Origin of the sequence: Burkholderia sp. AU31652 (genome assembly GCF_002223155.1) — a bacterium.
Lineage (GTDB): Bacteria > Pseudomonadota > Gammaproteobacteria > Burkholderiales > Burkholderiaceae > Burkholderia.
This window is the reverse complement of the sequence record NZ_NKFG01000003.1, coordinates 1360015-1382393: the sequence shown is the minus strand read 5'-3', so window position 1 is coordinate 1382393 and position 22379 is coordinate 1360015. Positions and strand designations below refer to the sequence as shown.

Below are 22379 nucleotides of genomic sequence, written 5' to 3'. Positions count from 1 at the left end.
ACGGCGCTCACGCCGCCCAGTCTTCGAGCGACAACCCGGCGACACGACCGAACTCGCGGCTGTTGTGCGTGACGAGCACCGCACCGGCCGCGATCGCATGGCCGGCGATCGACGCGTCGTTCGCGCCGATCGGCGTGCCGCGCGCGGCGAGATCGGCACGAATCGCGGCCGTTGCATCGACGGCCGCCGTGTCCCACGACAGCACGCCGTCCAGCCGCGAAACAAAGGCCGTCACGAGTTCCGCATGCTTCGGCGATGCCTTCCTGCCGACCGCGCCGAACCGCGTTTCGGCATAGGTGATTGCCGAGACGACGATCCGGTGCTGCGCATTGACGCACGATTGCAGCCGCGACAGCACCACGGGCGGCCGCTCGCGCATGATGAACGAACAGATGTTCGTATCGAGCATGTAGAGCGTGGTCACTGGCCGGACTCCGTCGGTGCGGCGCCACCGCCATCGGACAGGTCGAAGCGGCCGGACTCGATGACGGCCGGGCGTTCGGCGAGGAAGTCGGCGTCGGCCGGCGGTTCGCTCGCGAACGAGAGCCACGTGGGCCGCACCGGCCGCAGCAGCAGCGTGTCGCCTTCGCGGCGGATCTCGAGTTCCGTCACCCCCCCGAACTCCATGTCCTTCGGGATGCGGATGGCCTGGTTACGGGCGTTCTTGAAAATGGAAACGGTGCGCATGAGCCACTCCATGGGAGTACGATGCGTCCATTCTGGGCATATGCCGGCATATGTCAATGCGGGCGCGCGCAAACCGAATGTCGCGCCCCATGCTGTCGCGGATATTTTTGCCATGTCGCGGGCCTGTCGTCGATGAGGAGAGCGATCCATTCTTCACGACGCAGGCCGCGCGGTCCATATCCCGGATGGCCGATGCCGGCGCGCCACCTCGCGCCGCACCGCGCCCCCGCGCCGTCACGGCAATTTGAAAGTGTCGAAGAATGTATCGCGCTCGATCACGGTGAGCGCCGCGCGCTTGTGCGGGAAGTCGAACTCCTTCAGCGTGTAGAACCCGAGCCGGTGCATGTACGCGATGTGCCGCACGTGATCGACGCGCGGCTCGCCCACGAGCCGCTGCGTGCGCGGTTCGTCGACGAACATGTAGTGCAGCACCCCGCTCCACCACGCATGCAGCTTGCCGGCGCTCTGGAAGCGCGAATCGCCGATCAGCAGATGCAGCCCGCGGTCGTAGTCGTGCGCGTCGTAGAACGGCGCGAGACGGTCCTCCTTCGCCCAGTAGAACTCGAAATAGCCGAACGGCGTGTCGTCGAAATAGCCGATCATCGGGTGCATGTGCGGATCGGCGAGCCGCTCGGCGAGATACGCCGCGTGCTCGTCGCGCGTGCCGCGCTGGTCCCAGAAGTGCGCGACGCGATCGAGGTTCATCCAGCCGCTGAACAGGTCCGCGTGCGCGTCGACATCGACGGTGCGCAGGCTGAACGTCATCCCGACCTGCGGCATGGTGCGTGCGTAGATCTCGCCGGCCGGCGACGGCGGCCGCACCGGGTGGCGGTGGCCGTTCGTGATCACATGGCGCAGCGGCATGCCACCCGACGCGGGCGCCTTCAGCCACGGCCGCGGGTTCTGCCAGAACGTCGCACGCGATACGGTGAAGCGCAGCGCGTCGCCGGCAACCTGCGCGCCGTCGATCACGCCCTCGCGCACCGCGCGCGCGACGTACGCCGCCACGGCGGCCGCGTCGGCGTCGCCGAGCGGCACCGTGATCGTCGCCGCGTCGTAGCGCGTGTCGGTGTTGAACAGCGCGACGAACGCCGCGAGCAGTTCGTCCGGCGAGTCGTCGGGCCGCCACGCGTCGAGCGTATGCTCGGCGACGGCCATCGCCTGCCCGTGTGCGGCGCCGTCGAGCGCGGCGGCCACTTCACCTTCGACGGCGTCCGCGGCGCCGGCCGGTTTCGTCAACGTGTCTTCCATCACAGTGCTCCCGCGTCGTGGCGGTCGGCGAGGACGTGCAGCCCCCGCTCGAGTGCCGGAAACAGGCTGCGCTGGAAGTTGTTCCAGCGCAGTTCGAGAATCGTGTCGTCCGGCGCGATCGGCGTGTCGAGCACGTCGCAGATCACCTCGCCGGAATCGATGCCGTTGTCGACGTAGTGAAACGACGCGCCCGTCATCATCACGGGCTCGACGGACGACGTCGTGCCGTTCGACCAGTCGACCCGTTCGCCGCGCGCGCCGTGCAGCGCGTCGAGCGTCGCCCATGCGCCGCGCCGCTGGTACGGCGAGCCGTCGGCCGTGATGCCCGGGTGGATGTTGGCGATGCGCCGGTGAAAGCGCGCGCCGGGCCGCACGAGTTCGTCGAGGATCACGAGCAGCCCGTCGAGCACGACGACGTCGGCGTCGAGTTCGAGCAGGCGCTCGAGCAGGCGGCGCTCGAACGCCTGTTTGCCAGCCACGCGCTCGCGCGCGTCGCGCGGCAGCCGCCGGTACGTCGACGCAATCGTGCAGAACAGTTCGTCGACCGGACGGCCCTGCACCGTCAACCCTTCCGGCAGGATCCACGGGCGGCCCGGCGTGCGGGCGAAACCGTAGTCGGCGACTTTCGCGCGGTCGGCCGGCGAACCGTCGTCGTCGTCGACGATCACGCCCTTGAGCGTGTAACGCTCGCCGAGCGGCGAGTCGTTCAGGCGTTCGACGAGATATTCGAGCGGCGCCTTCATGTAGCGCGTGCCGCCCCGATAAGCGACCGGCTGGCCGGCACGATCGGCCGCGCCGTTGCGCAGCGACTGGATGTAGACGAGATTTTTCTTCGGCATGGATGCGTCGTGGAAAAGCGGACGAAGGCGCCGCGGCCCGCCCGCGCCGGCCGCGAGGACCGGCCGGCGGGCCGCGGCGCGCATCATCACCAGTTGTATTTCGCGGTCGCGATCACGGTACGGTCGGTGCCGAACACACAGACGTTCGCCGACTGGCAACCGCTGATGTAGTGACGGTTGGCCAGGTTCGTTCCGTTCACGGCGAAGCGCCAGTTACGCGTGTCGTAGTGCACGCCCGCGTCGAACAGCGTGACGCTCGATACCGTCAGCGAGTTGTCGGCCCCACCGGCCGACGCGCTCTGGTAGCGCACGCCGCCGCCCAGGCCGAAGCCCGCGAGCGGCCCCGTGTGCCACGTCCAGTCGGTCCACAGCGACGCCATCTGGCGCGGACGCGGAATGTCGACCGGCCAGTTGTTCAGCGACACGTCGTTGGCCTTCACGTTCTTCACGTCCTGATACACGTACGAGGCAATCACCGACAGGTTGCGCGTGACCTTGCCGGTCGCGCTCAGCTCGATCCCGCGCGAACGCACCTCGCCCGTCTGCACCGACTTCGTGCCGGTATTGTCCTGGCTCGGCAGCGCCGGCGTGAGCACGTTGGTCTGGTTGATCTGGTAGATCGCCGCGTTCAGCATCAGGTTCTTGCCGGGCGGCTGCCAGCGCAGGCCGGCTTCGATCTGCTTGCCGCGGGTCGGCTGCGGCAACCCGCCGCCGACCAGGTTCACGCCGATCAGCGGATTGAACGACGTCGCGTAGCTGACGTACGGCGACAGCCCGTAATCGCCCTGGTACGTGAGGCCGACACGGCCGGTGAACGCCGTGACGTCCGCCTTCGTCGACGTGCCGGCCGCACGGTCGTCCATCCGCATGTTGACCCAGTCCTCGCGGCCGCCGAGCGTCAGCGTCCAGCGGTTCCACTTGATCTGGTCCTGCGCGTACAGGCCGAACGTGTTCATCGTCGTGTACGTGTTGGTGCGGAACGTCGAGTCCGGCGTGAACACCGCCTTCGTGACAGGCAGGTAGACCGGGTTGTAGATGTTCAGCGGCGGCGCGGCAGCGAGCCACTCGCTGTCGGTCGCGGTCTGGCGGTTGTACTGGAAGCCGAGCAGCAGCGTGTGCTGGAGCGGGCCCGTCGCGAAGCGGCCTTCGAGGTTGTTGTCGATGTCGAAGCGGCTGTAGTTCATCTGGAACACACCGGCCCAGCGCGACACGTCGGTCGTGCTGCCGTCGACGAAGCCGTTGCCGAATACCGAGCCGTTGTCGAGCGACAGGTGCATCAGGCGCGTGTTCTGGCGGAACGTCCACGCCGGCGTCAGGTTCCGCTCGAACTGATAGCCGACCGACCACTGCTTCTTGCGGTAGTAGTTGAAGTTCGGATCGCCTTCGTACACGTCCTTGTTGATCTGACCGTTCGGATTCGGCAGCACCGTGCCCGCCGCGGGCAGGAAGTTCGACGAGATGTCGCCCCAGTCCTGCAGATAGGTGGCCGACAGCGTCAGCGACGTATCCGCGTTCGGACGCCAGCGGAACGACGGCGCGAGCGCAACGCGCTGGTCGTTGTTCGGGCCGGTCAGCGCGTTGCCGTCGCGTGCGACGCCGACGAAGCGGTACGCGTACTTGCCGTCCGGGTCGAGCTTGTCGCCGACGTCGATCATGAACTGCTTGCGCGCGTAGTTGCCGATCTGCACGCCGGCCTCGCGCACGCGCTCGCCGTCGGCGAGCTTGGTCTGCACGTCGACGATCGCGCCGGGGTCGCCCGCGCCGTACAGCACCGAGGTCGGCCCGCGCAGCACGCTGATGCTGTCGATCATGTACGGATCGACGCGCCAGCTCGCGAGGTTGATCGTGTTCGGCACCTGCAGCCCGTTCACATACGCGGTCGGCGTGAAGCCGCGCAGCGCCGCGTACCAGTCGGAACGGTTGTCCGAGCCGTACGACGAGAAGCCCGGCACGTAGCGCAGGGCCGCGTTCACGTCGGTCGCGCCGGTCATCTCGATCTGTTGCGCGGTGACGACGTTGATCGTCTGCGGGATCTCGTTGATCGACGTACTGGTCTTCGTGCCGGTGCGGCTGCGCTTCGCGACGAGCCCGACCGTGCCATCTCCTTCCGAGGCCGCGTTGACGTTGATCGTCGGCAGCGTGCCGGTCGACGCACTGGCCGACGCACTCGCGGCCGCACCGTTCTGCGCACTGCTGGCCGACGCCGCCGCGCCTGCGTTCACGGCCGGCGCCGTCTGGGCCTGTGCGTGCCCTGCCGCCACCCCGAACGCCACGCTCGCCGCGGCTGCGATCGCACGCAAACGCGTGCCTGTTGCCCACTCCATCTTTCTCTGCTCCAGTTTTTTCATGCGGTCTCCGACCGCGCCTTTGTCAAAGAGCGAAAGCCATCCGGCTCGCGCTCGCCCCGTTTTCCTGTCGTTTTTCCTGTGTTGCCCGGGCCGCGCCTTCTTCATGGGCGGGTGCGATCCCGTCTTCGAGCGACGCGCAGATTTCGTCCGCGCGGCGCGCCAGTACCGACAGCAGCGTGTCGGACAGGCCGTGGCTGTCTTCGCAGCAGCCTTGCAGGTAGATGCGCGGCGCGAAGTGCGCGGGCGTCGCGAGCAGGTAGTCGCGCGTGACGTCGCCGCGGGCGAGCGCGTCGCCCAGGTGCGGCGCGAGCCCGTCGAGCAGCGCCGAATGCGTGTCGCGGCGGTAGCCGGTGGCCAGCACGAGCGCGTCGAAGCGCTCGACGCGCGTGTCGCCGCTCATCCGGTCGCGCAGCGTCAGCTCGATGCGGCCGTCGGCGGTGCGCACCGCCGCCTCGATCGCGCTGTTCGCGAGCAGCGCATGACGCGGCGTGCCGTCGATGCGCTGCAGGTACAGCATTTCGTAGATCTGCTCGATCAGCGGCCGGTCGACCACCGCGTAGTTCGTGTCGCGATAGCGCTCGAGCAGCGCGCGGCGCGCGTCGTGCGGCTGCGCATAAACGACATCGGTGAACTCGGGGCTGAAGATCTCGTTGACGAACGGGCTGTCGTCCGCCGGCTTCAAGGCGCCTGCGCGCATCACGAGGCTCGCGTCGACATGCGGGAAGCGGCGCGCGAGATCGATGAACACCTCGGCCGCGCTCTGCCCCGCGCCGATCACCGCGACGCGGCGGCGCTCGCCGTCCGGCGACGCGACGAGCCGGTCTATGTCGGTCAGGTACGACGACGAGTGGATCACGCGGTCGCGGCCGAGCGCGGCGAACGCGTCCGGGATCGCCGGCGTGCCGCCGACGCCGACCGACAGCGCACGCGTGACGCGCTGGCGCTCGTGGCCGGCGGCGTCGCGCGACAGCACGCGCAGTGCGTCGATCTTCTCGCCGTCGCCGTGCACGGGTTCGATCGCGAGGACGGTCTCGCTGTAGTGGACGCTATCGTCGAACGCGTCGGCCACCCAGCTCAGGTAGTCGTGGAATTCGACGCGGGTCGGATAGAAGTTCTTCAGGTTGACGAATTCGTTCAGCCGGCCGCGTTCGAACAGATAGTTGATGAACGTGTAGCGGCTTGTCGGATCGCGCATCGTGACGAGATCCTTCAGAAACGAGATCTGCATCCGGCAGTCGTCGAGCAGCATGCCGCGATGCCAGCCGAATTCCGGTTGGCGCTCGATGAAGCAATGGGCGAGCGGGCGCGCCGCGCGCCGCTCCTCGAGGCGGATGGCCAGCGCCAGATTCGACGGCCCGAAGCCGACGCCGATCAGGTCGAATACGGTTTCTCTCTGCATGTCTCAGCTCCCTTGTCGGTGAATCCGGCGCGTCAGACGTGACGGCCGGAGAAGAACGTCTCGCGCAGCGTGCGCATCCACAGCGGCTGCGCGTCGGCCAGCGCGAGACGGCGCTGCCGCGCGAAGCCGTGCCGCGCGAGATGGTCGGCAACCCGCGCGTGGCCGGCCGGAACGGCACAGCCGACCGCTTCGGTACGCGGGTCGTCGAGAAACAGGTAATGCACGACGGACGGCAGCCAGCCCGCCACGCACTGCGGGCCGCGCCAGCGCGACTCGCCGACCAGCATCCGCAGCCCGCGGTCGTAGTCGCGCGCCGCGACGTGCGGCGCGAGCGCGTCTTCCTTCAGCCAGTACGCCTCGACATACGCGAACGGTTCGCCGTCGAAGCAGCCGACCAGCGGAATCACGTGCGGATCGGTGTCGGGCGCGGTGCCTTGCGGGCCGTCCGCGTCGGGCTGCGTGCCCGGCCAGCCGTCGCGCACGCGCGGTTCGTCGAACCAGCGCGCGAGGCGTTCGGCATCCTCGGCCGGCTGCCAGCCGCGCAGCGTGAAGCGCACGCCGAGCGCCGGCAGGTCGCGCGCGTAGACCTCGCCACGCGGCGCGGGCGGCCGGCGCGGATGACGGCGGCCGTCGGTGAACATCGGCAACGTCGCGCACGGCAGATGCGCGCCGACGCGCCACAGATCGGCCTGCTGCGCCCAGCCTTCACGCATGCAGCGGCCGCCGTCGGCGAGCACGCCGCTCGCGCGCAACGCATCGAGCGCGACCGCCGGCCACGCGGCCGGGTCGAGCCGGATCGCGGCGTGGCGCGCGCTGTCCGAAAAGGCCGCGGCGAGTGCCGCCAGCAGCGCACGCCGCTGGTCGGCCGCTGCCGCGCGATGGTTGTACGCGACGAGGCGCAGCGCGCCGTCGTCGCCGAGTTGTGCGCGCAGCAACTGCGCGCCGATGCCGTCGCCCTGCGCGACGCGGATCTCCGCGCCGTCGCGCACCGCGAACAGGCCGTCCGCGAATGCGAGGCGGTAGGTATCGAGCATCGTGAATCCGTCCGGACGCACTTCAGCCAGCATGGCGCGCCTCCTGTCCCGTTTCCGTGTGCGCATCGAGCCGCGCGCCGAGTGCCGCGAGCGTCGGCGACGCGAACACGTCGGCGACCGTCAACGCGTGACCGACGCGGCTGGCCGCGTCGACGAAGCGCACGACGTCGAACGACGTCGCGCCGGCTTCGAACAGGTCGGCGTCAGGTTCGGGCGCGGCCGTCGCGAACGTGTCGGACCACAGCGCCGCGAGCACGGCCGCCGCATGCGGTGCACGTGAAAGCGTTGCGGCGCATGCATGGCTTTCGGTCCGCGCGCGATGCGACGCCTGCTCGACGACAAGCTTGTCGGGCGCACCGAGCACCGCCTCCGACGCGCCGGCGAAGCGCGCGACTTCGTCGTGATAGAGCTCGACGAGCGCATCGACGAAGCCGCTATCGAGCAGTTCGTCCGCATACGAGAACGCGCCGCTCACGCGGCCGTCCGGATGCTCGACGACGTCCAGCTCCAGCGCGAACACGACGCGATGGCGCACATCGTCGAATCCGGCCAGCGCCAGGCCGGCCCAGTCGCGTGTCGCGGCACCGGTCGGGCGCAGGTAGTTGAACATCACCTGGAACAGCGGATTGGCCTGCGCGGCACGCGGCGCACGCAGCGCCGCGACGACGTCCGCGAACGGCACGTCCGCATGCGCGTAGGCTGCGAGCGCCGTGTCGCGCACTTGTGCGAGCACGTCCGCACGACGCGCGGCCGGGTCGAGCCGCGTGCGCACGACGACCGAGTTGATGAAGAGGCCGAGCGCATCGCGGGCCGCATCGCCCGTCAGCTCGCGCGTCGACGCGAGCACGCCGACCGGCTGGTCGGCCGCGCCCGTCGCGCGGAACAGCGCGGTGTTGAGCGCCGCGTGCAGCAGCATCGGCAGCGTCGCGTGCGCGGCCGACGCGGTGTCGCGTGCGGCGCGGATCAGCGCGCCGTCGAATTCGAACGCGAAGCGGGCCGCGCGCCATTGCGGCACGGCCGGCGCGTCCGCGCGCTGCGGCAGCACGCGCGCCGGCAGGTCGGCCAGCGCGTCACGCCAGTAGGCGACGCGGGCCGGATGGCACGGTGCGGGCAGCACGAGCGGCTGGGCGGACTGTTGGACGACCTCATCGGCCGGCACGGCGCCGGCGCCGCCCTGCACGCGGGCAACATAGCGCGCACGAACCGCATCGAGCCACAGCTCGATCGATTCGCCATCCGACACGATGTGATGAATCGTCACCGACAGCACGTGGTCTTCCGCATCCAGACGCAGCACGCGCGCACGCCACAGCGGCGCATCGGCAGCGAGGTCGAACGGTGCGAGTGCATCCTCGTCGGTCAGTGCTGCGGCGCGGGCGAGCACATCGGCTTGCGCCGACAGGTCAATCACCGGCAGTTCGACAGAAGCATGGGCATCGATCCGCTGGCCCGGCAGTGCGCCGTCACGTGCCACGAGCCGCGCGCGTAGCGCCGGATGCTCGACGGTGACATCCGCGAACGCGGCACGCAGCGCATCGACGTCGAGCGGGCCACGCACCCGCAGCGCGACCGGAATGTTGTACGCGGCGCTGTCCGGCTGTGCGCGCCACAGGAACCACAGGCCGAGCTGCGCCGGCGACAGCGGCCACACGCCGTGTGCATCCGGTTTGGCGAGGGCCACGCCCGGCGCTGCCGCACCGGCATGCGCGGCGCGCGGCGCATCGGCCACCTGCAACGCATACTGCGCGAGCACCGGCGCTTCGAACAGCGCGCGCACCGGCACGTCGCGGCCGAGCCGTTCGGCCACGCGTGTCGCGACGCGCACGGCGGCGAGCGAATGGCCGCCGAGATCGAAGAAGTGATCGCCGCGGCCCACGCGCTCGAGATTCAGCACGTCGCACCAGATCGCCGCGAGCGCGGCTTCGTCGCCGTCGTGCGGCGCTTCGTACGCGCGTTCGACGCGTACCGGCGCCGGCAGCCGTGCGCGATCGACCTTGCTGTTCGTGTTGCGCGGCAGCGCGTCGAGCACGATCAGCTGCGCGGGCACCATGTAGTCGGGCAGCGTGCGGCGCAGGTGCGCGTCGAGCGTCGCGGCTTCCACCGGCCGCGCGGCCGCCTGTGCGTCGGCGGTCAGTTCGACATACGCAACGAGCTGCGCCAGTGCGCCCTGCCCGTGCACGACCGCGCAGGCTTCGCGCACCGCGTCGTGCGCGGCAAGCTGCGCCTCGATCTCGCCGAGTTCGATGCGCAGCCCGCGCAGCTTCACCTGGTGGTCGACGCGGCCGATGAAGTCGAACACGCCATCCGCGCGACGCCGCACGAGGTCGCCGGTGCGGTACAGGCGCGCGCCCGGCGCGCCGTACGGATCGGGCACGAAGCGCTCGGCCGTCAACGACGGGCGGTCGAGATAACCGCGCGCGACGCCGATCCCCTCGCCGCCCAGGTACAGTTCGCCGATCACGCCGACCGGCAGCGGATGCAGCCGTTCGTCGAGCACGTGCGCGGTGCGCGCGCCGACCAGCGTGCCGATCGGCAGGTATGCGGCGTCGCCGAGCTTCGCGAGATCGTCGCCGGGTCGGAACATCCACAGCGTCGGCGTGATGACCGTCTCGGTCGGGCCGTAGCCGTTGACCACGCGCACGTTCGGCAGCGCACGGCGCAGCATCGCGAACGCCTCGCGCGACGTCGCCTCGCCGCCGACCGTCAGCGAACGCAGCGTCGGCGGTGCGCCATGCGCGAGCGCCCATTCGGCGAGTTGCGCGGCGCAGCCGGGCGGCACGTACGTCATCGTCACGCCGTCGCGGACCATCATCGCGCAGGTCTGCGCGGGCGGCCACAGCACGTCGGCCGTCACCGACACGGCCGCGCCCGACATGTATTGCGAAAACCAGCCTTCGTGCGCGCCGTCGAAGTTGACCGACTGGAACAGCAGGAACACGTCGTTCTCGCTGGCGCCGTAGCGTTCGGCGATCGCCGCGCAATGCAGCGCGAACGACGCATGATCGACGATCACGCCCTTCGGCTTGCCGGTCGAGCCCGACGTGTAGATCGCATAGGCCGCGTGACCCGGCAGCACGTCCGGCAGCACGACGTGCGCGGCTTCGTCGAGGGCATCGACTTCATCCGCGCGCCACACGCGCAGATCCGGCAGCTCGGGCAGCGACGCGGCGCTCGCGCGGTCGGTCAGCACGTGCGCGATGTTCGCGTCGCCGACGATCTGCGCGAGCCGTTCGCGCGGATGCGCGGGATCGAGCGGCACGAACGCGGCGCCCGACTTCAGCACCGCGATCAGCGCGACGAGCAGGTCAACCGAGCGCTGCAGCGCGACGCCGACGCGCATTTCCGGGCGGACGCCGGCCGCGACCAGATGGCGCGCCAGGCGTGCCGCGCGCGCGTCGACTTCACCGCGCGTCAACGCGCGATCGATGTCGGCCACGCCGCGTGCGTCCGGCCGTGCCTGAGCATTCGCGGCGATGCGGGCATGCACGGGCACGAACGGTTCGGCTTCGGTCGCGCCCGCCGGGGCGTTCCATGCGAAGAGTTGCGCGCGCTCATCGGCGGGCAGCCAGTCGAGATCGCCGATCGGCATGTCCGGGCGTGCGAGCGCATCGGTCAGCAGCGTGACGAAGCGCGCGGCCAATCGGGCGATCGCGTCCGCCTCGAACAGGTCGAGCGCGTAGATGAAGGCGGCGTCGAACGTGCCGTCCGGCGTCGCTTCGACCGACAGCGTCAGGTCGAATTTCGCGGACGGCGTGCCCGACGGCAGCAACGCGGCCGCTGCCGCGCCGAGCGCCGGCAGCGCACGGCGCTCGCCGTACGCGGCCATCACCTGGAACAGCGGATGATGGCTCGCGCTGCGCGGCACGCCGAGCGCATCGACCACCTGCTCGAACGGCACGTCCTGGTGCATCTGCGCGTCGACGAGCGCACGCTGGGTGCGCGCGACCAGCGACGAGAAATCGCCGTGCGCGGGCACGTCGACGTCGATCGCCAGCGTGTTGACGAAGAAGCCGATCAGGCCGGCGACCTCCGCGCGTTCGCGATTCGCGGCCGGCACGCCGACGCAGATCCGCGCGTCGCCGGTCGCGCGCGCCAGCAGCGCATCGAGCGCGGCGAGCAGCACCGCGAACGGCGTGGCGCCCGATGCGGCCGCGAATGCGCGCAGTTGCGCACCGACGCGCGCGTCGAGCGAAAACACATGGCGTGCGCCGCGCGCACTGCGGCGTGCGGGTCGTGCCGTCGCACCCGGCAGCGCCAGCACGCCGCGTTGCGGATCGAGCCGTTCGCGCCAGAACGCGAGCTGGCGGTCGCGTTCGCCGGCGTCGAGCCAGCGGCGCTGCCACAGCGCGTAATCGGCGTACTGGATCGGCAGCGGCGCGAGCGGCACCGGCTCGCCTGACGCATAGGCGCGGTAGAACGACGCAAGCTCGAACAGCATCACACCCGACGACCAGCCGTCCGACACGATGTGATGCACGGTCAGCGCGAGCCAGTGATGCGTCGCATCGAAGCGCACCAGATGCGCGCGGACGAGCGGCGCCACGCCGAGATCGAACGGCTCGGCTTCGTCGGCCGTCGCGACGGTTTCCGCGCGCGCCATGCGCTGCGTATCCGGCAGCGCTTCGAGATCGGTTTCACGCCATGGGCAGCGCAACGGTGCGTGGATCGTTTGCGCGACGCCGTCCTGCGCTTCGTCGAAGGTCGTGCGCAGCGCCTCGTGGCGCGCGATCAGCGCATCGCACGCAAGACGCAGCGCATGCGCGTCGAGCGGGCCCGTCAGCGCCAGGCGCTCGGTGATGTGATACGCATCGGGCGCATCGATCAGCCGCGCGTGCAGCCACAGCCGCGTCTGCGCGAACGACGCCGGCACGCGGTCGCTGCGTGGGGTGCGCGGCGGGATCGGCAGCACGCGGAAGTCGATGCCGGCCGCGCCGAGCTTGTCTATGAAGACCGCGCGCTGCGCGTCCGGCAGTTGCGCGAAACGCGTCGCGAGCGCGAGCCAGTCGGGTTGAACCTTCGTCATCCGTCGTCCTTATTGGGTTTCCAGTTCGCCGAGCAGCGCATCGATCGCGCTCGCCGCATCGGTCGCGCCGCGGGCCGCGCAGGCCGCGTCGATCGCCTCCGCGCAGCGCGCCAGCGTGCGCGTGTCGAACAGCGTGCGCAGCGGCAACGCGAGCCCCCAGTGCAGGTTCGCCTGCGCATGGGCCTGCGTCGCGAGCAGCGAATGACCGCCGAGCAGGAAGAAATCGCCGTCGCGGCCGATCGCGTCCACGTGCAGCACGCGTTGCCAGATCCCGGCGAGCGCGCGTTCGGTGTCGGTCGCCAGCTCGACTTCCGCCACTGCTTCGCGCACCGGCGCGGGCAACGCATGACGGTCGCACTTGCCGTTCGGCGTCACGGGCAACGCATCGAGTTCGATCAGTTGCGACGGCACCATGTAGGCCGGCAACTGCGCGCGCAGCGTGTCGAGCAGTGCCGCCCGGTCGAGCGGGCCCGCGTCGCCGCGTGCGACATAGCCGATCAGTTGCTCGTCGCGCACGATCACGACCGCGTCGTTCACGCCGGGCGCCGCGCGCAGCAATGCTTCGATTTCGCCCGGCTCGATCCGCTGGCCGCGCAGCTTCACCTGCGTGTCGACGCGGCCGAGATAGTCGAGCGCGCCGTCGGCGCGCCGGCGTGCGAGGTCGCCCGTGCGGTACATGCGCGCGCCCGGCACGAACGGATCGGGCACGAAGCGCTCGGCGGTCAGCGCCGGACGGCCGAGATAGCCGCGCGCAAGGCCCGCACCCGCGAGATACAGTTCGCCGGTCGCGCCGGCCGGCACCGGCTGCCATGCCGCGTCGAGCACGTGCAGTTGCAGGTTCGCGATCGGATGGCCGATCGGCACCGCGGCCGCATGCGCGTCGTCGGGGCCGCAGGTCCAGTGCGACACGTCGATGGCCGCTTCGGTCGGCCCGTACAGGTTCACGAGCGTCGCGTTCGGCAGCAGCCGCGCGATCTTCGCGACGAGTTCAGGCGCGAGCGCCTCGCCGCTCGCGACGATCAGGCGCACGCTGTCGCACTGTGCGGCGGCCGAGAAATCGTCGAGATACGCGGCGAACGCGGCGAGCATCGACGGCACGAAGTGCAGCACCGTCACGCCGTGCGCATGGATCGCGGCCGCGAGACGCGCCGGATCGCGATGGTCGCCGGGCGCGGCGATCGCGAGCTTCGCGCCGATCGCCAGCGGCCATACGAATTCCCACACCGACACGTCGAAGCCGAACGGCGTCTTGTGCAGCACGACGTCGTCGCGCGTCAGCCCGTAGGCGTGCTGCATCCACGCGATCCGGTTCGCGAGCGCGCCGTGCGTGTTGCCCGCGCCCTTCGGCTTGCCGGTCGAACCGGACGTGTAGATCAAATACGCGAGCTGGGCGTTGTCGCTCGTGGCGGTCACCTCGGCAGCGTCGCTTTCGGCTTCGTCGGCGAGCAGGTCCGCTACCGTCAGCAGCTGCGTCGTGACGCCCTCGCCAAGCGCGGCCTCGACCTGCTCGCGCAGATGGGCCTGCGTGATCGCGACGGCCGGCCGCGCGTCGCGCAGCATGTAGGCGATGCGCTCGGCCGGATAGTCGGGATCGATCGGGAGGTAAGCCGCGCCGGCCTTCAGCACGCCGACCAGCGCCATCACCATGTCGAACGAGCGCTCGACGCACAGCGCGACCGGCGTGTCGGGCTGCACGCCGCGCCGGCGCAGCGCCGCCGCGATGCGTGACGTGCTGACGTCGAGTTCGCGATAGGTCGCGCGATGCACGCCGCCGTGAACGTCCGCGTATTCGAGCGCGATCGCGTCGGGCGTCGCCCGTGCCGCCTCGGCGAATTGCAGGTGCAGCGGCTGTTGCTGCGACGCCGGCCATGCTTGGGTAGTGTCTTGCGCCCGCGCCAGTGCGTCACGGGTGGCTTCGTCGGCGATCGATAGCGTGCCGAGCAGCGCATCCGGCGTGCGGGCCAGTGCATCGAGGGCGCACACGAACGCGCGGTGCGACGTTTCAACCTGCCGCGCGTCGATGCGCGCGGTGTCGTAGCCGTAGTCGATCGTCAGTTCGGCACCGCTTTCGATCACGAGCGTCAGCGCGAAATCGGTCGCTTCGATGCTGCGCACGTCGCTCAATGCCAGCGCACGCGGATCGGCGTCGCGCGCCGTGTCGTCGACCGGGTAGTTCTCGAACACGACCAGCGTGTCGAACAGTGCGCCGCCCGCGCCGCGCGCCCAGCGCTGGATGTCGGCGAGCGGCGTGTGCGCGTGCTCGGCGGCGGCCGCGTTCTCGCGTTGCAGCGTTTGCAGCCAGTCGGCCGCGCGTTGCTGCGGCGTGGGCGCCGTGATCACCGGCAGCGTGTTGATGAAGAGACCGAGCACCGAATCGACGTCGGCGAGTGCATCGGGGCGGCCCGCGACGGTCGCGCCGAACGCGACGGCCGGCTGGTGCGTCATCCGCTGCAGCGCGAGCGCCCACGCGCCCTGCACCAGCGTGTTGACCGTCAGCTTCAGTGCGCGCGCCGTCAGCGCGACACGCGTCAGCGTGTCGGCATCGAGCGTCGCGCGCCACGTGACCATGTCGGCATCCGCGCGGTCGGCCGTGCGTTCCGCGATCAGCGTCGGTGCGTCGAGTCGTGCGAGGCGTTCGGTCCAGAAACGTTCGTCGGCGTCGCGGTCGCGCGTGCCGAGCCACGCGATGAAGTCGCGATAACGCAGCGCCGGGCGGCTCGCGAACGGCGACACGGCATCCGGGTCGCGATAGTCGCGCAGCACGTCGGCGAGCAGGCGCGCGGTGCTCCAGCCGTCGAGCAGCACGTGGTGACGCGTCCACACGACGCGCCAGGCGTCGTCGCTCACACGGATCAGCGTAAGCCGCATCAGCGGCGGCTCGCGCCAGTCGAAGCCGCGTGCGCGATCGGCGGCAAGCCATGCGTCGAAATCGGCATCGAAGGTGTCGCCGCGGGTGCGCCAGTCGAGCTGTTCGACCGGCATTTGCGCGTGGCGATGCACGCACTGCAGCGGCGCGGCTTCGTCCGGCATTACGCTCGTGCGCAGGATGTCGTGGCGTGCGATCGACGCGTCGAACGCGGCCGCGAACCGGTCGGCGTCCAGTGCTGCCGCGGTCGCGACGAGCTGGTTCACGTAGCTGGCATGACCGGGGGCGAACAGCGCATGGAACAGGATGCCCTGCTGCATCGGCGACAACGGGTAGACGTCGTCGATCGTGCGCCAGTCGAGCGGGGTGCGCTCGATCGCGGCCTGCGTGAGGCCGGCGGCCTGCGCGAGCGGGAAATCGCCCGGCGTCGCGCCACCGCCGCGCTGCGCGACGCGCGACGCGCACGCGTCGACGAGTTCGCGCAGCGCCGCCGCGAAGCGTTCGGCGAATGCGTCGATCGTCGCGCGCTCGAATTGCGGTGCGCCGTAGACCCAGTGCACTTTCAGCGTGCGTGCGCCGTCGCGATCCGTGTCGAGATACGCGTGGATCGCGAGCGTATTGCCGAGCGGCCCCTGTAGATCGCGCTCCACGCCGGTGCCGCCGAAGCGCGGCACGAGCGTGGCGTCGCGCGGCGCGTCGAACTGGCCGAGATAGTTGAAGGTGACGCGCGGACGCGGCACGGCGGCCAGCGCCGCACGCGTCGCCGCATCGCCGTAGTGCGCGAGCACACCGAAACCGAGCCCCTTGTGCGGCACCGCACGCAGCGTGTCCTTGACCGCGCATAGCGTGTCACTTGCCGTGGCCGTGACCGGCAGCGTCACCGGGTAATGGCTCGTCAGCCAGCCGATCGTGCGGCTGGCATCCACGTCGTCGAACAGCGCCTCGCGACCGTGCCCTTCGAGTTCGACACGGCACGATGCGGCACCGCTCACGCCGGCCAGCGCCAGCGCGAGCGCGGCACCCAGCAGTTCGATCGTCTGCGTGCGATAGGCCGCGTGCGCATCGGTCAGCGCCGCGCGGGTCAAGGCCGCGTCGATCGTCTGCACGACGACGGCCGCATCGGCGTTCGTCGCCGCTGCGTCGGGATGATCGGACGCGATGTCGTCGCCTTGCGCCATGTCGGCCCAGTACGCGGCTTCGGCCGCGAACGGCGATGCCGGTTCCGTTGCCGCACGGGCAAGCCGTGCCGCCCATGCATCCGCACGCAGGCCCGGCTGCGACAGTCGGACCGGCGCGCGTTCGCATGCGGTGCGATAGGCCGTGTCGAGGTCGTCGAGCAGGATGCGCCACGACACGCCATCGACGATCACGTGGTGAATCGCGAGATAGAGCTGCGTCGAGCCGTCCGGCAAGCGCGCCGCGCAGGCGCAGGCAAGCGGCCCGCGGCTGAGGTCGAGACGGCGCTGCAACGCGTCGAAACGTGCGAGCGCGTCGGTTGCGTCGCGGGCGGCGACTTCGACGAACGGCAGCGCGTCGTACGGCTTCGCCGCATCGCTGGCGTGCCACGTGCCGTCCGCGTCGCGCGCGAAACGCTGGCGGAACGCGTCGTGATGCGTCAGCAATGCGTCGAACGCGCGCGCGAATGCCTCCGCGTCGAACGGCCCGCGCACGTCGAACGCAACCGACTGGTTCCAGTGGCCCGGATGCGGGATGTCCAGCGCGAAGAAGCGCTGCTGTGCGGGCGTCAGGACCTTGGCTGTTACAGGCGCGCTGGCTGCGGCGGCAACGGCAGGCTGCGCGGCAGCGGCAGTCACGGCTTCCGTCTTCGCGATACGTGCGAGTTCGGCGACCGTCGGGCCGTCGAACAGCTGCTTCGGCGTGAAGCGCACACCACGCTTGCGCGCGCGGGCGATCACCTGCAGCACGAGAATCGAATCGCCGCCGAGCTCGAAGAAGTTGTCGTCACGGCCGACCTTCGGCGCTTTCAGTACGGCCTGCCAGACTTCGGCGAGCACCGTTTCGACCGCGCCCTGCGGTGCATCGCCAGCGGCGGTCACGACCGGGGCGACCGCCAGTTCACGCAACGCCGCGCGATCGATCTTCCCGTTCGCGGTCACCGGCAGGCGCGCGAGCGCGACGAATTGCGCGGGCACCATGTAGTCGGGCAGCTTCGCGGCAAGCGCCGCACGCACGGCAGCCTCGTCGAAGGTCGCGCCATCGCGCATCACGACGAACGTCGCGAGCCGCAGGCGGCCGTCGTGTTCGATCGCGAGCGTCTCGGCCTGCGCGACCGGGCCGGCCGCGCGCACCGCCGCACTCACCTCGCCCGGTTCGACGCGATAGCCGCGAATCTTCACCTGATCGTCGATACGGCCGAGGAACGCGAGGCGGCCGTCCGCGCGCAAGCGCACGCGGTCACCCGTGCGATACAGCCGCGCACCGGGCGTGAACGGATCGGGCACGAAGCGCTCGGCGGTCTGCGCCGGACGCCCGAGGTAGCCACGCGCGACGCCCGGCCCGCCCAGATACAGCTCGCCTGTCGCACCGGCCGGCACGCACGCGCCGAACGCGTCGAGCACCAGCGCGCGCGCATTCGGCAGCGGCAGGCCGAGCGGCACGCCGCTCGCCGGATCGCGCGCATCGGCGGCGATCGACGCCGTATCGCAGGCGATCGCGCCGACGGTCGCTTCGGTCGGCCCGTAGTGGTTGATCACGCGGCAGGCGGGCGCCAGCGCGGCCAGGCGCGCGACGAGCGCCCACGTGAGCGTTTCGCCGCCCGTCACGAGCGCGTGGCGCGGCAGCACGTCGGCCGGCACACGTGCGTCGAGCAGCGCCTGCAGGTGGCTCGGCACGATCTTCAGCACGCCGACGTCGCGGTGGCGCATCTCTTCGGCGAACAGGTCGGGATCGAACGCGCATGCGGCGGGCAGCAGGTGCAGCGTGCGGCCTGCGCACAGCGCGCCGAACAGCGTCGTATGGCCAAGGTCGGCCGCGACGGTCGACACCATCGCGAACGACGCGTCCGGTGCGAACGCGAGTTCGTCGAGCATCCCCTGCACGTAGTCGGCCAGCGCGCCGTGCGACACGACGACGCCCTTCGGCGTGCCGGTCGAGCCCGACGTATAGATCAGGTACGCGCCCTGCTCCGGATGCGGTGCGATGCGCACGCCGGTGGCGTGTGCGAGCGTCGCGTCCTGCGCGAGCGCGTCGACGTCGAGCGGCTGTGCGTCGATGCCGGCAGGCCATGCGGCCGGGTCCGCGACGAGCGCCCAGCGCGCGCCGCAGTCGTCTGCCGCGGCAGCGAGGCGCGCGGCCGGCTGCGCGGGATCGAGCAACACGGCGAGCGCACCGGCCTTCAGCGCGCCGAGCAGGCCGACGACGAAGCGCGCCGAGCGTTCGATGCAGACGATGACGGACGCTTCGGCGGCCACGCCGCGCTGGGTCAGCGCGCGGGCGATGCGGTTCGACGCATCGTCGAGTTCGGCGAATGTCAGCGACGCCGACGCATCGGCGAGCGCGATGCGGTGCGGATACGCGGCCGCCTGCCGCGCGAACGCGGCGACGATGTCCGCATGTTCAATGTGCAGCGCACGGCCGTCGCGCGGCTGGCGCGAAGCGGCCGCTGTGTCGCACGGCAATACGGCCGTCGTTTGGTGCGGATCGCGCGCGGCCGCACCGACGAGCGCCGCATAGCTGTCGAGCCACGCCCGCGCGGTGTCGGCGTCGATGCAGTCGGTCGCATAGGCCGCGACCAGTTCGATGCCATTTGCATCGTCGGTGAAATCCACGGCGAAATCGAAGCGTGCGGCGAGGTCGGGCCCCGGCGTGGCAACAGCCGTCGCGCCCGGCAGCACGCTGTCGTGCCGCGCGTCGAACTGTTGCGCGAATTTCACGCGCAGCCATTCGTCGCCGCGCTTGACCGGCGGCTTCACCGCATCGACGACACGCTCGAACGGCACGTCCTGATGCGCGACCGCATCGAGCGCCGCCTTGCGCGTCGCATCGACGAGTGCACGGAACGGCAGCGTCGGCGCCACTTGCACACGCAGCGCGACCGTATTCAGGAACAGCCCGAGCAGCGCGCGCGTTTCCGGGCGCTGGCGATGCGCGACCGGCACCGCGACGACGACGTCCGTTGCGCCGGTCAGGCGCGACAGCCATGCGTCGAGCCCGGCCAGCAGCACCGTGAAGACCGTTGCCTGCGCGTCGCGCGCGAGTTGCCGCACGTCGGCCGCGACCGCGTCGGGCAGCCGCACCGACACGCGCGCGCCTTGCAGCGTGCGTGTAGCGCCCGGCTGACGATCGACCGGCAGCGCGAGCGGGCCCGGCACGTCGCGCAACGCGCCGCGCCAGTAGTCGAGCTGGCGCTCGCCCTCGCCGCCGGCCAGCATGTCGCGCTGCCAGTCCGCGTAGTCGGCGTACTGGATCGGCAGGTCGGGCAGCGACGGCTCGCGGCCTTCGGCATACGCGCGATAGGCGGCCGACAGTTCGTCGAACGCGCAGCGCGAGCTCCAGCCGTCGGTGATCGCGTGATGGGCGGTCAGCAGCAGGCGGTGACGGTCGTCGGTGAGTGCAACCAGCGTCGCGCGCAGCAGCGGGCCGCGTGCGAGGTCGAACGGCTCGGCCGCCTCGCGCTCGGCGAGACGGGCGGCTTGTGCGTCCCGCGCGGCGGGCGGCTGGTCGCGCAGGTCGAGGTCGGCGATCGACACCGGCAAATGGGCGTGGATCCGCTGCATCACGACGCCGTCGTCGTTGTCGACGAGTGTCGTGCGCCAGGCTTCGTGGCGGCCGATCACGTGATCGAGCGCGCGCTGCAGCGCCGCGCGATCGAGCGTGCCGTCGATCGTCCAGTGTGCGGCGACGTGATACGCGGCGCTTGCATCGCGCGTTTGCGCGAGTACCCAGAAACGTTGCTGGGCGAGCGATGCAGCGCGGTCGGCATGCGGTGCGGTGGACACGGTCGCATCGGCCGGTACACGGCGTGCGGAAATCGTGGCGAGCGGCTCGCCGGTTTCGCGCTCCGCACGATCGACCGCGTCGGCCAGTTCGACGAGCGCCGGATCGGCGAACAGGGTGTCGAGCCGCAGGTTCACGCGTACCGCGGCACGGATCGCGGCCTGCAACTGCATCGCCGCGAGCGAATCGGCACCCAGCGCGAAGAATCGGTCGTCACGCGACGGCGTGACGTCGAGGCCGAGCAGCGTCTGCCAGAGGCTGGCGAGCTGCTGCTCGGTCGGCGTGCGCGGTGCGTCGCCGCTGCCTTGCGCGGTATCGCGCGCGGCGGCAATCGTCTCGCGCAGCGCGGCACGGTCGAGCTTGCCGTTCAGCGTATACGGCAGCGCATCGCACCGCACGAACCGGTGCGGCTGCCAGGCGGCCGGCAGTTGCGCGGCCACATGCGCTTTCAGCGCCGCATCGTCGGCCGCCGCACGCAGCGCGACGCATGCGATCAGCCGCGTCGGCCCGTTGCCGGTTTCAGCGACCACGGCCGCGTCGGCCACGGCCGGATGCGAGCGCAGGCACGCGGCGATTTCAGCGGGCTCCACACGCACGCCGCGCACCTGAACCTGGTCGTCGAGGCGGCCAAGGTAATCGAATGCGCCGTCGTCGCGCAGCCGTGCGAGGTCGCCGGTGCGGTACACGCGCGCACCGGGTTCGCCGTCGACATCGGGAATGAAGCGTTCGGCCGTCAGCGCCGGGCGGCCGTGATAGCCGCGCGCGACGCAGACGCCGCCCAGCAGCAGCTCACCCACGCCATCTGCCTCGCCGCCATCGACACGCGCGACGCGCGGCCCGATCACGCGGCCGATCGGCAACGACGCATACGCATCGTCGGCGGCCAGCACGGGCGTCTCGCCCGGCTCGACCGGCCACAGCATCGGCGAGATCACGGCCTCGGTCGGCCCGTAGCCGTTGATCAGGCGTACCGACGGGAACGTGCCGCGCACGAATTCGAACGCCTGCTGCGGCAGCGCTTCGCCGCCGAACGCGAGCACGCGCAGGGCCGGCGGCACGCCGTCGCGCGCGGCCACCGCCGCGAATTCGCGCAGGTACGCGGGCGGGAACGCGGCCACGTTGACCGATTCGTTCACCATCAGCGCATGCGCGGCATCCGGCGCGAACGGCTGCGGCGGCGCCACGACGATGCTGGCGCCGGTCGCGAGCGGCGCGAGCCAGCATTCGTGCGCGGCATCGAAATTGACCGATGCGAAATGCAGCAGGCGGTCGCCGGCCTCGATCGGCAGCGCGGCCGCGAGCGCGTCGCAGTGCGCGGCGAGCGGCCCGTGTTCGACGACGACCGCCTTCGGCGTGCCCGTCGAACCCGACGTATAGATCATGTAGGCGGCCGCACGCGGGTGGACGGGCACTGCTTCGTCATCCGCAACGATCTCCTGCCCGTGCGCCGCGCCGCCGGCCGCGTCAAACGTGTGGTCGAACGGCGTGCCGAGCGCCGCGCGGCCGGCCGCGTCGACGATCCCGTGCCGCAACTGCGCATCCTGGACGATCCAGTCGAGGCGCGCGGCCGGATGACGCGGATCGAGCGGCACGAACACGCCGCCCGCCTTCAGCACGGCCAGCAGCGCGACGAACAGGTCGCCCGAGCGCTCGACGCACACGCCCACCCGCACTTCCGCGCCGACGCCGGCCGCGCGCAGTTGCCGGGCCAGTCGCGACGCCCGCGCGTCAAGCGCGCCGCGCGACAGGCGCAAGTCATTCTGGAAAGGGACCGCGATGGCGGGTGCGTCGGGCGCGACGCGCGCCAGTTCGCGGATTCGGTGATGCAGCGCAGTCGGGAAACTCGTCATGTGCGTGAAGTCCTTCGGTCCGGCCGCTTCGGCCAAGTCTCGGGGCCGCTTGGGGGCGGCTTCACTGGTGTGACGAACGGCGCGGCCGATTTTTTACCGTTTTGTGCGCAAAGCGCGTGCGGACGC

The 22379-nt window shown here is 70.8% G+C and carries 9 protein-coding genes; all 9 read right to left on the bottom strand.

All coding sequences use genetic code 11. From position 1 onward, the window contains the following. Positions 1-7: 7 nt before the first annotated feature. The 9 genes from CFB40_RS08975 to CFB40_RS08935 all read right to left on the bottom strand — a co-directional run bounded on the left by CFB40_RS08975 (position 8) and on the right by CFB40_RS08935 (position 22253). The gene (locus CFB40_RS08975; RefSeq protein ID WP_089431063.1) at positions 8-424 is read right to left on the bottom strand and encodes a PIN domain-containing protein; all 417 of its coding nucleotides are present in this window, start codon (positions 422-424) and stop codon (positions 8-10) included. Then, complete coding sequence (vapB, locus tag CFB40_RS08970; protein ID WP_089431421.1) at positions 421-687, bottom strand: type II toxin-antitoxin system VapB family antitoxin; 267 nt, start codon at positions 685-687, stop codon at positions 421-423. The genes CFB40_RS08975 and vapB overlap by 4 nt, the downstream gene beginning before the upstream one ends. Positions 688-921: 234 nt before the next feature. Beyond that, positions 922-1938: a GNAT family N-acetyltransferase gene (locus CFB40_RS08965; protein WP_089431062.1), complete on the bottom strand. Its 1017-nt coding sequence runs from the start codon at positions 1936-1938 to the stop codon at positions 922-924. Next, positions 1938-2777, bottom strand: a complete 840-nt coding sequence (locus CFB40_RS08960) for a formyltransferase family protein (protein WP_089425922.1) — start codon at positions 2775-2777, stop codon at positions 1938-1940. The genes CFB40_RS08965 and CFB40_RS08960 overlap by 1 nt, the downstream gene beginning before the upstream one ends. 86 nt (positions 2778-2863) lie before the next feature. Next, positions 2864-5125 (bottom strand): TonB-dependent siderophore receptor, encoded by a 2262-nt coding sequence (locus tag CFB40_RS08955; RefSeq protein WP_089425389.1) that lies wholly within the window; start codon positions 5123-5125, stop codon positions 2864-2866. A 22-nt stretch (positions 5126-5147) separates the two neighbouring features. Beyond that, a complete protein-coding gene (locus CFB40_RS08950; protein WP_089431061.1) occupies positions 5148-6524 on the bottom strand; it encodes a lysine N(6)-hydroxylase/L-ornithine N(5)-oxygenase family protein in 1377 nt (458 codons plus the stop codon). A 32-nt stretch (positions 6525-6556) separates the two neighbouring features. After that, positions 6557-7591 (bottom strand): GNAT family N-acetyltransferase, encoded by a 1035-nt coding sequence (locus CFB40_RS08945; RefSeq protein WP_089431060.1) that lies wholly within the window; start codon positions 7589-7591, stop codon positions 6557-6559. Continuing rightward, positions 7581-12581, bottom strand: a complete 5001-nt coding sequence (locus CFB40_RS08940) for a non-ribosomal peptide synthetase (protein ID WP_089431059.1) — start codon at positions 12579-12581, stop codon at positions 7581-7583. Before CFB40_RS08940 ends, CFB40_RS08945 begins: the two co-directional genes overlap by 11 nt. 9 nt (positions 12582-12590) lie before the next feature. Next, positions 12591-22253 (bottom strand): non-ribosomal peptide synthetase, encoded by a 9663-nt coding sequence (locus tag CFB40_RS08935; protein WP_089431419.1) that lies wholly within the window; start codon positions 22251-22253, stop codon positions 12591-12593. Positions 22254-22379: the final 126 nt, after the last annotated feature.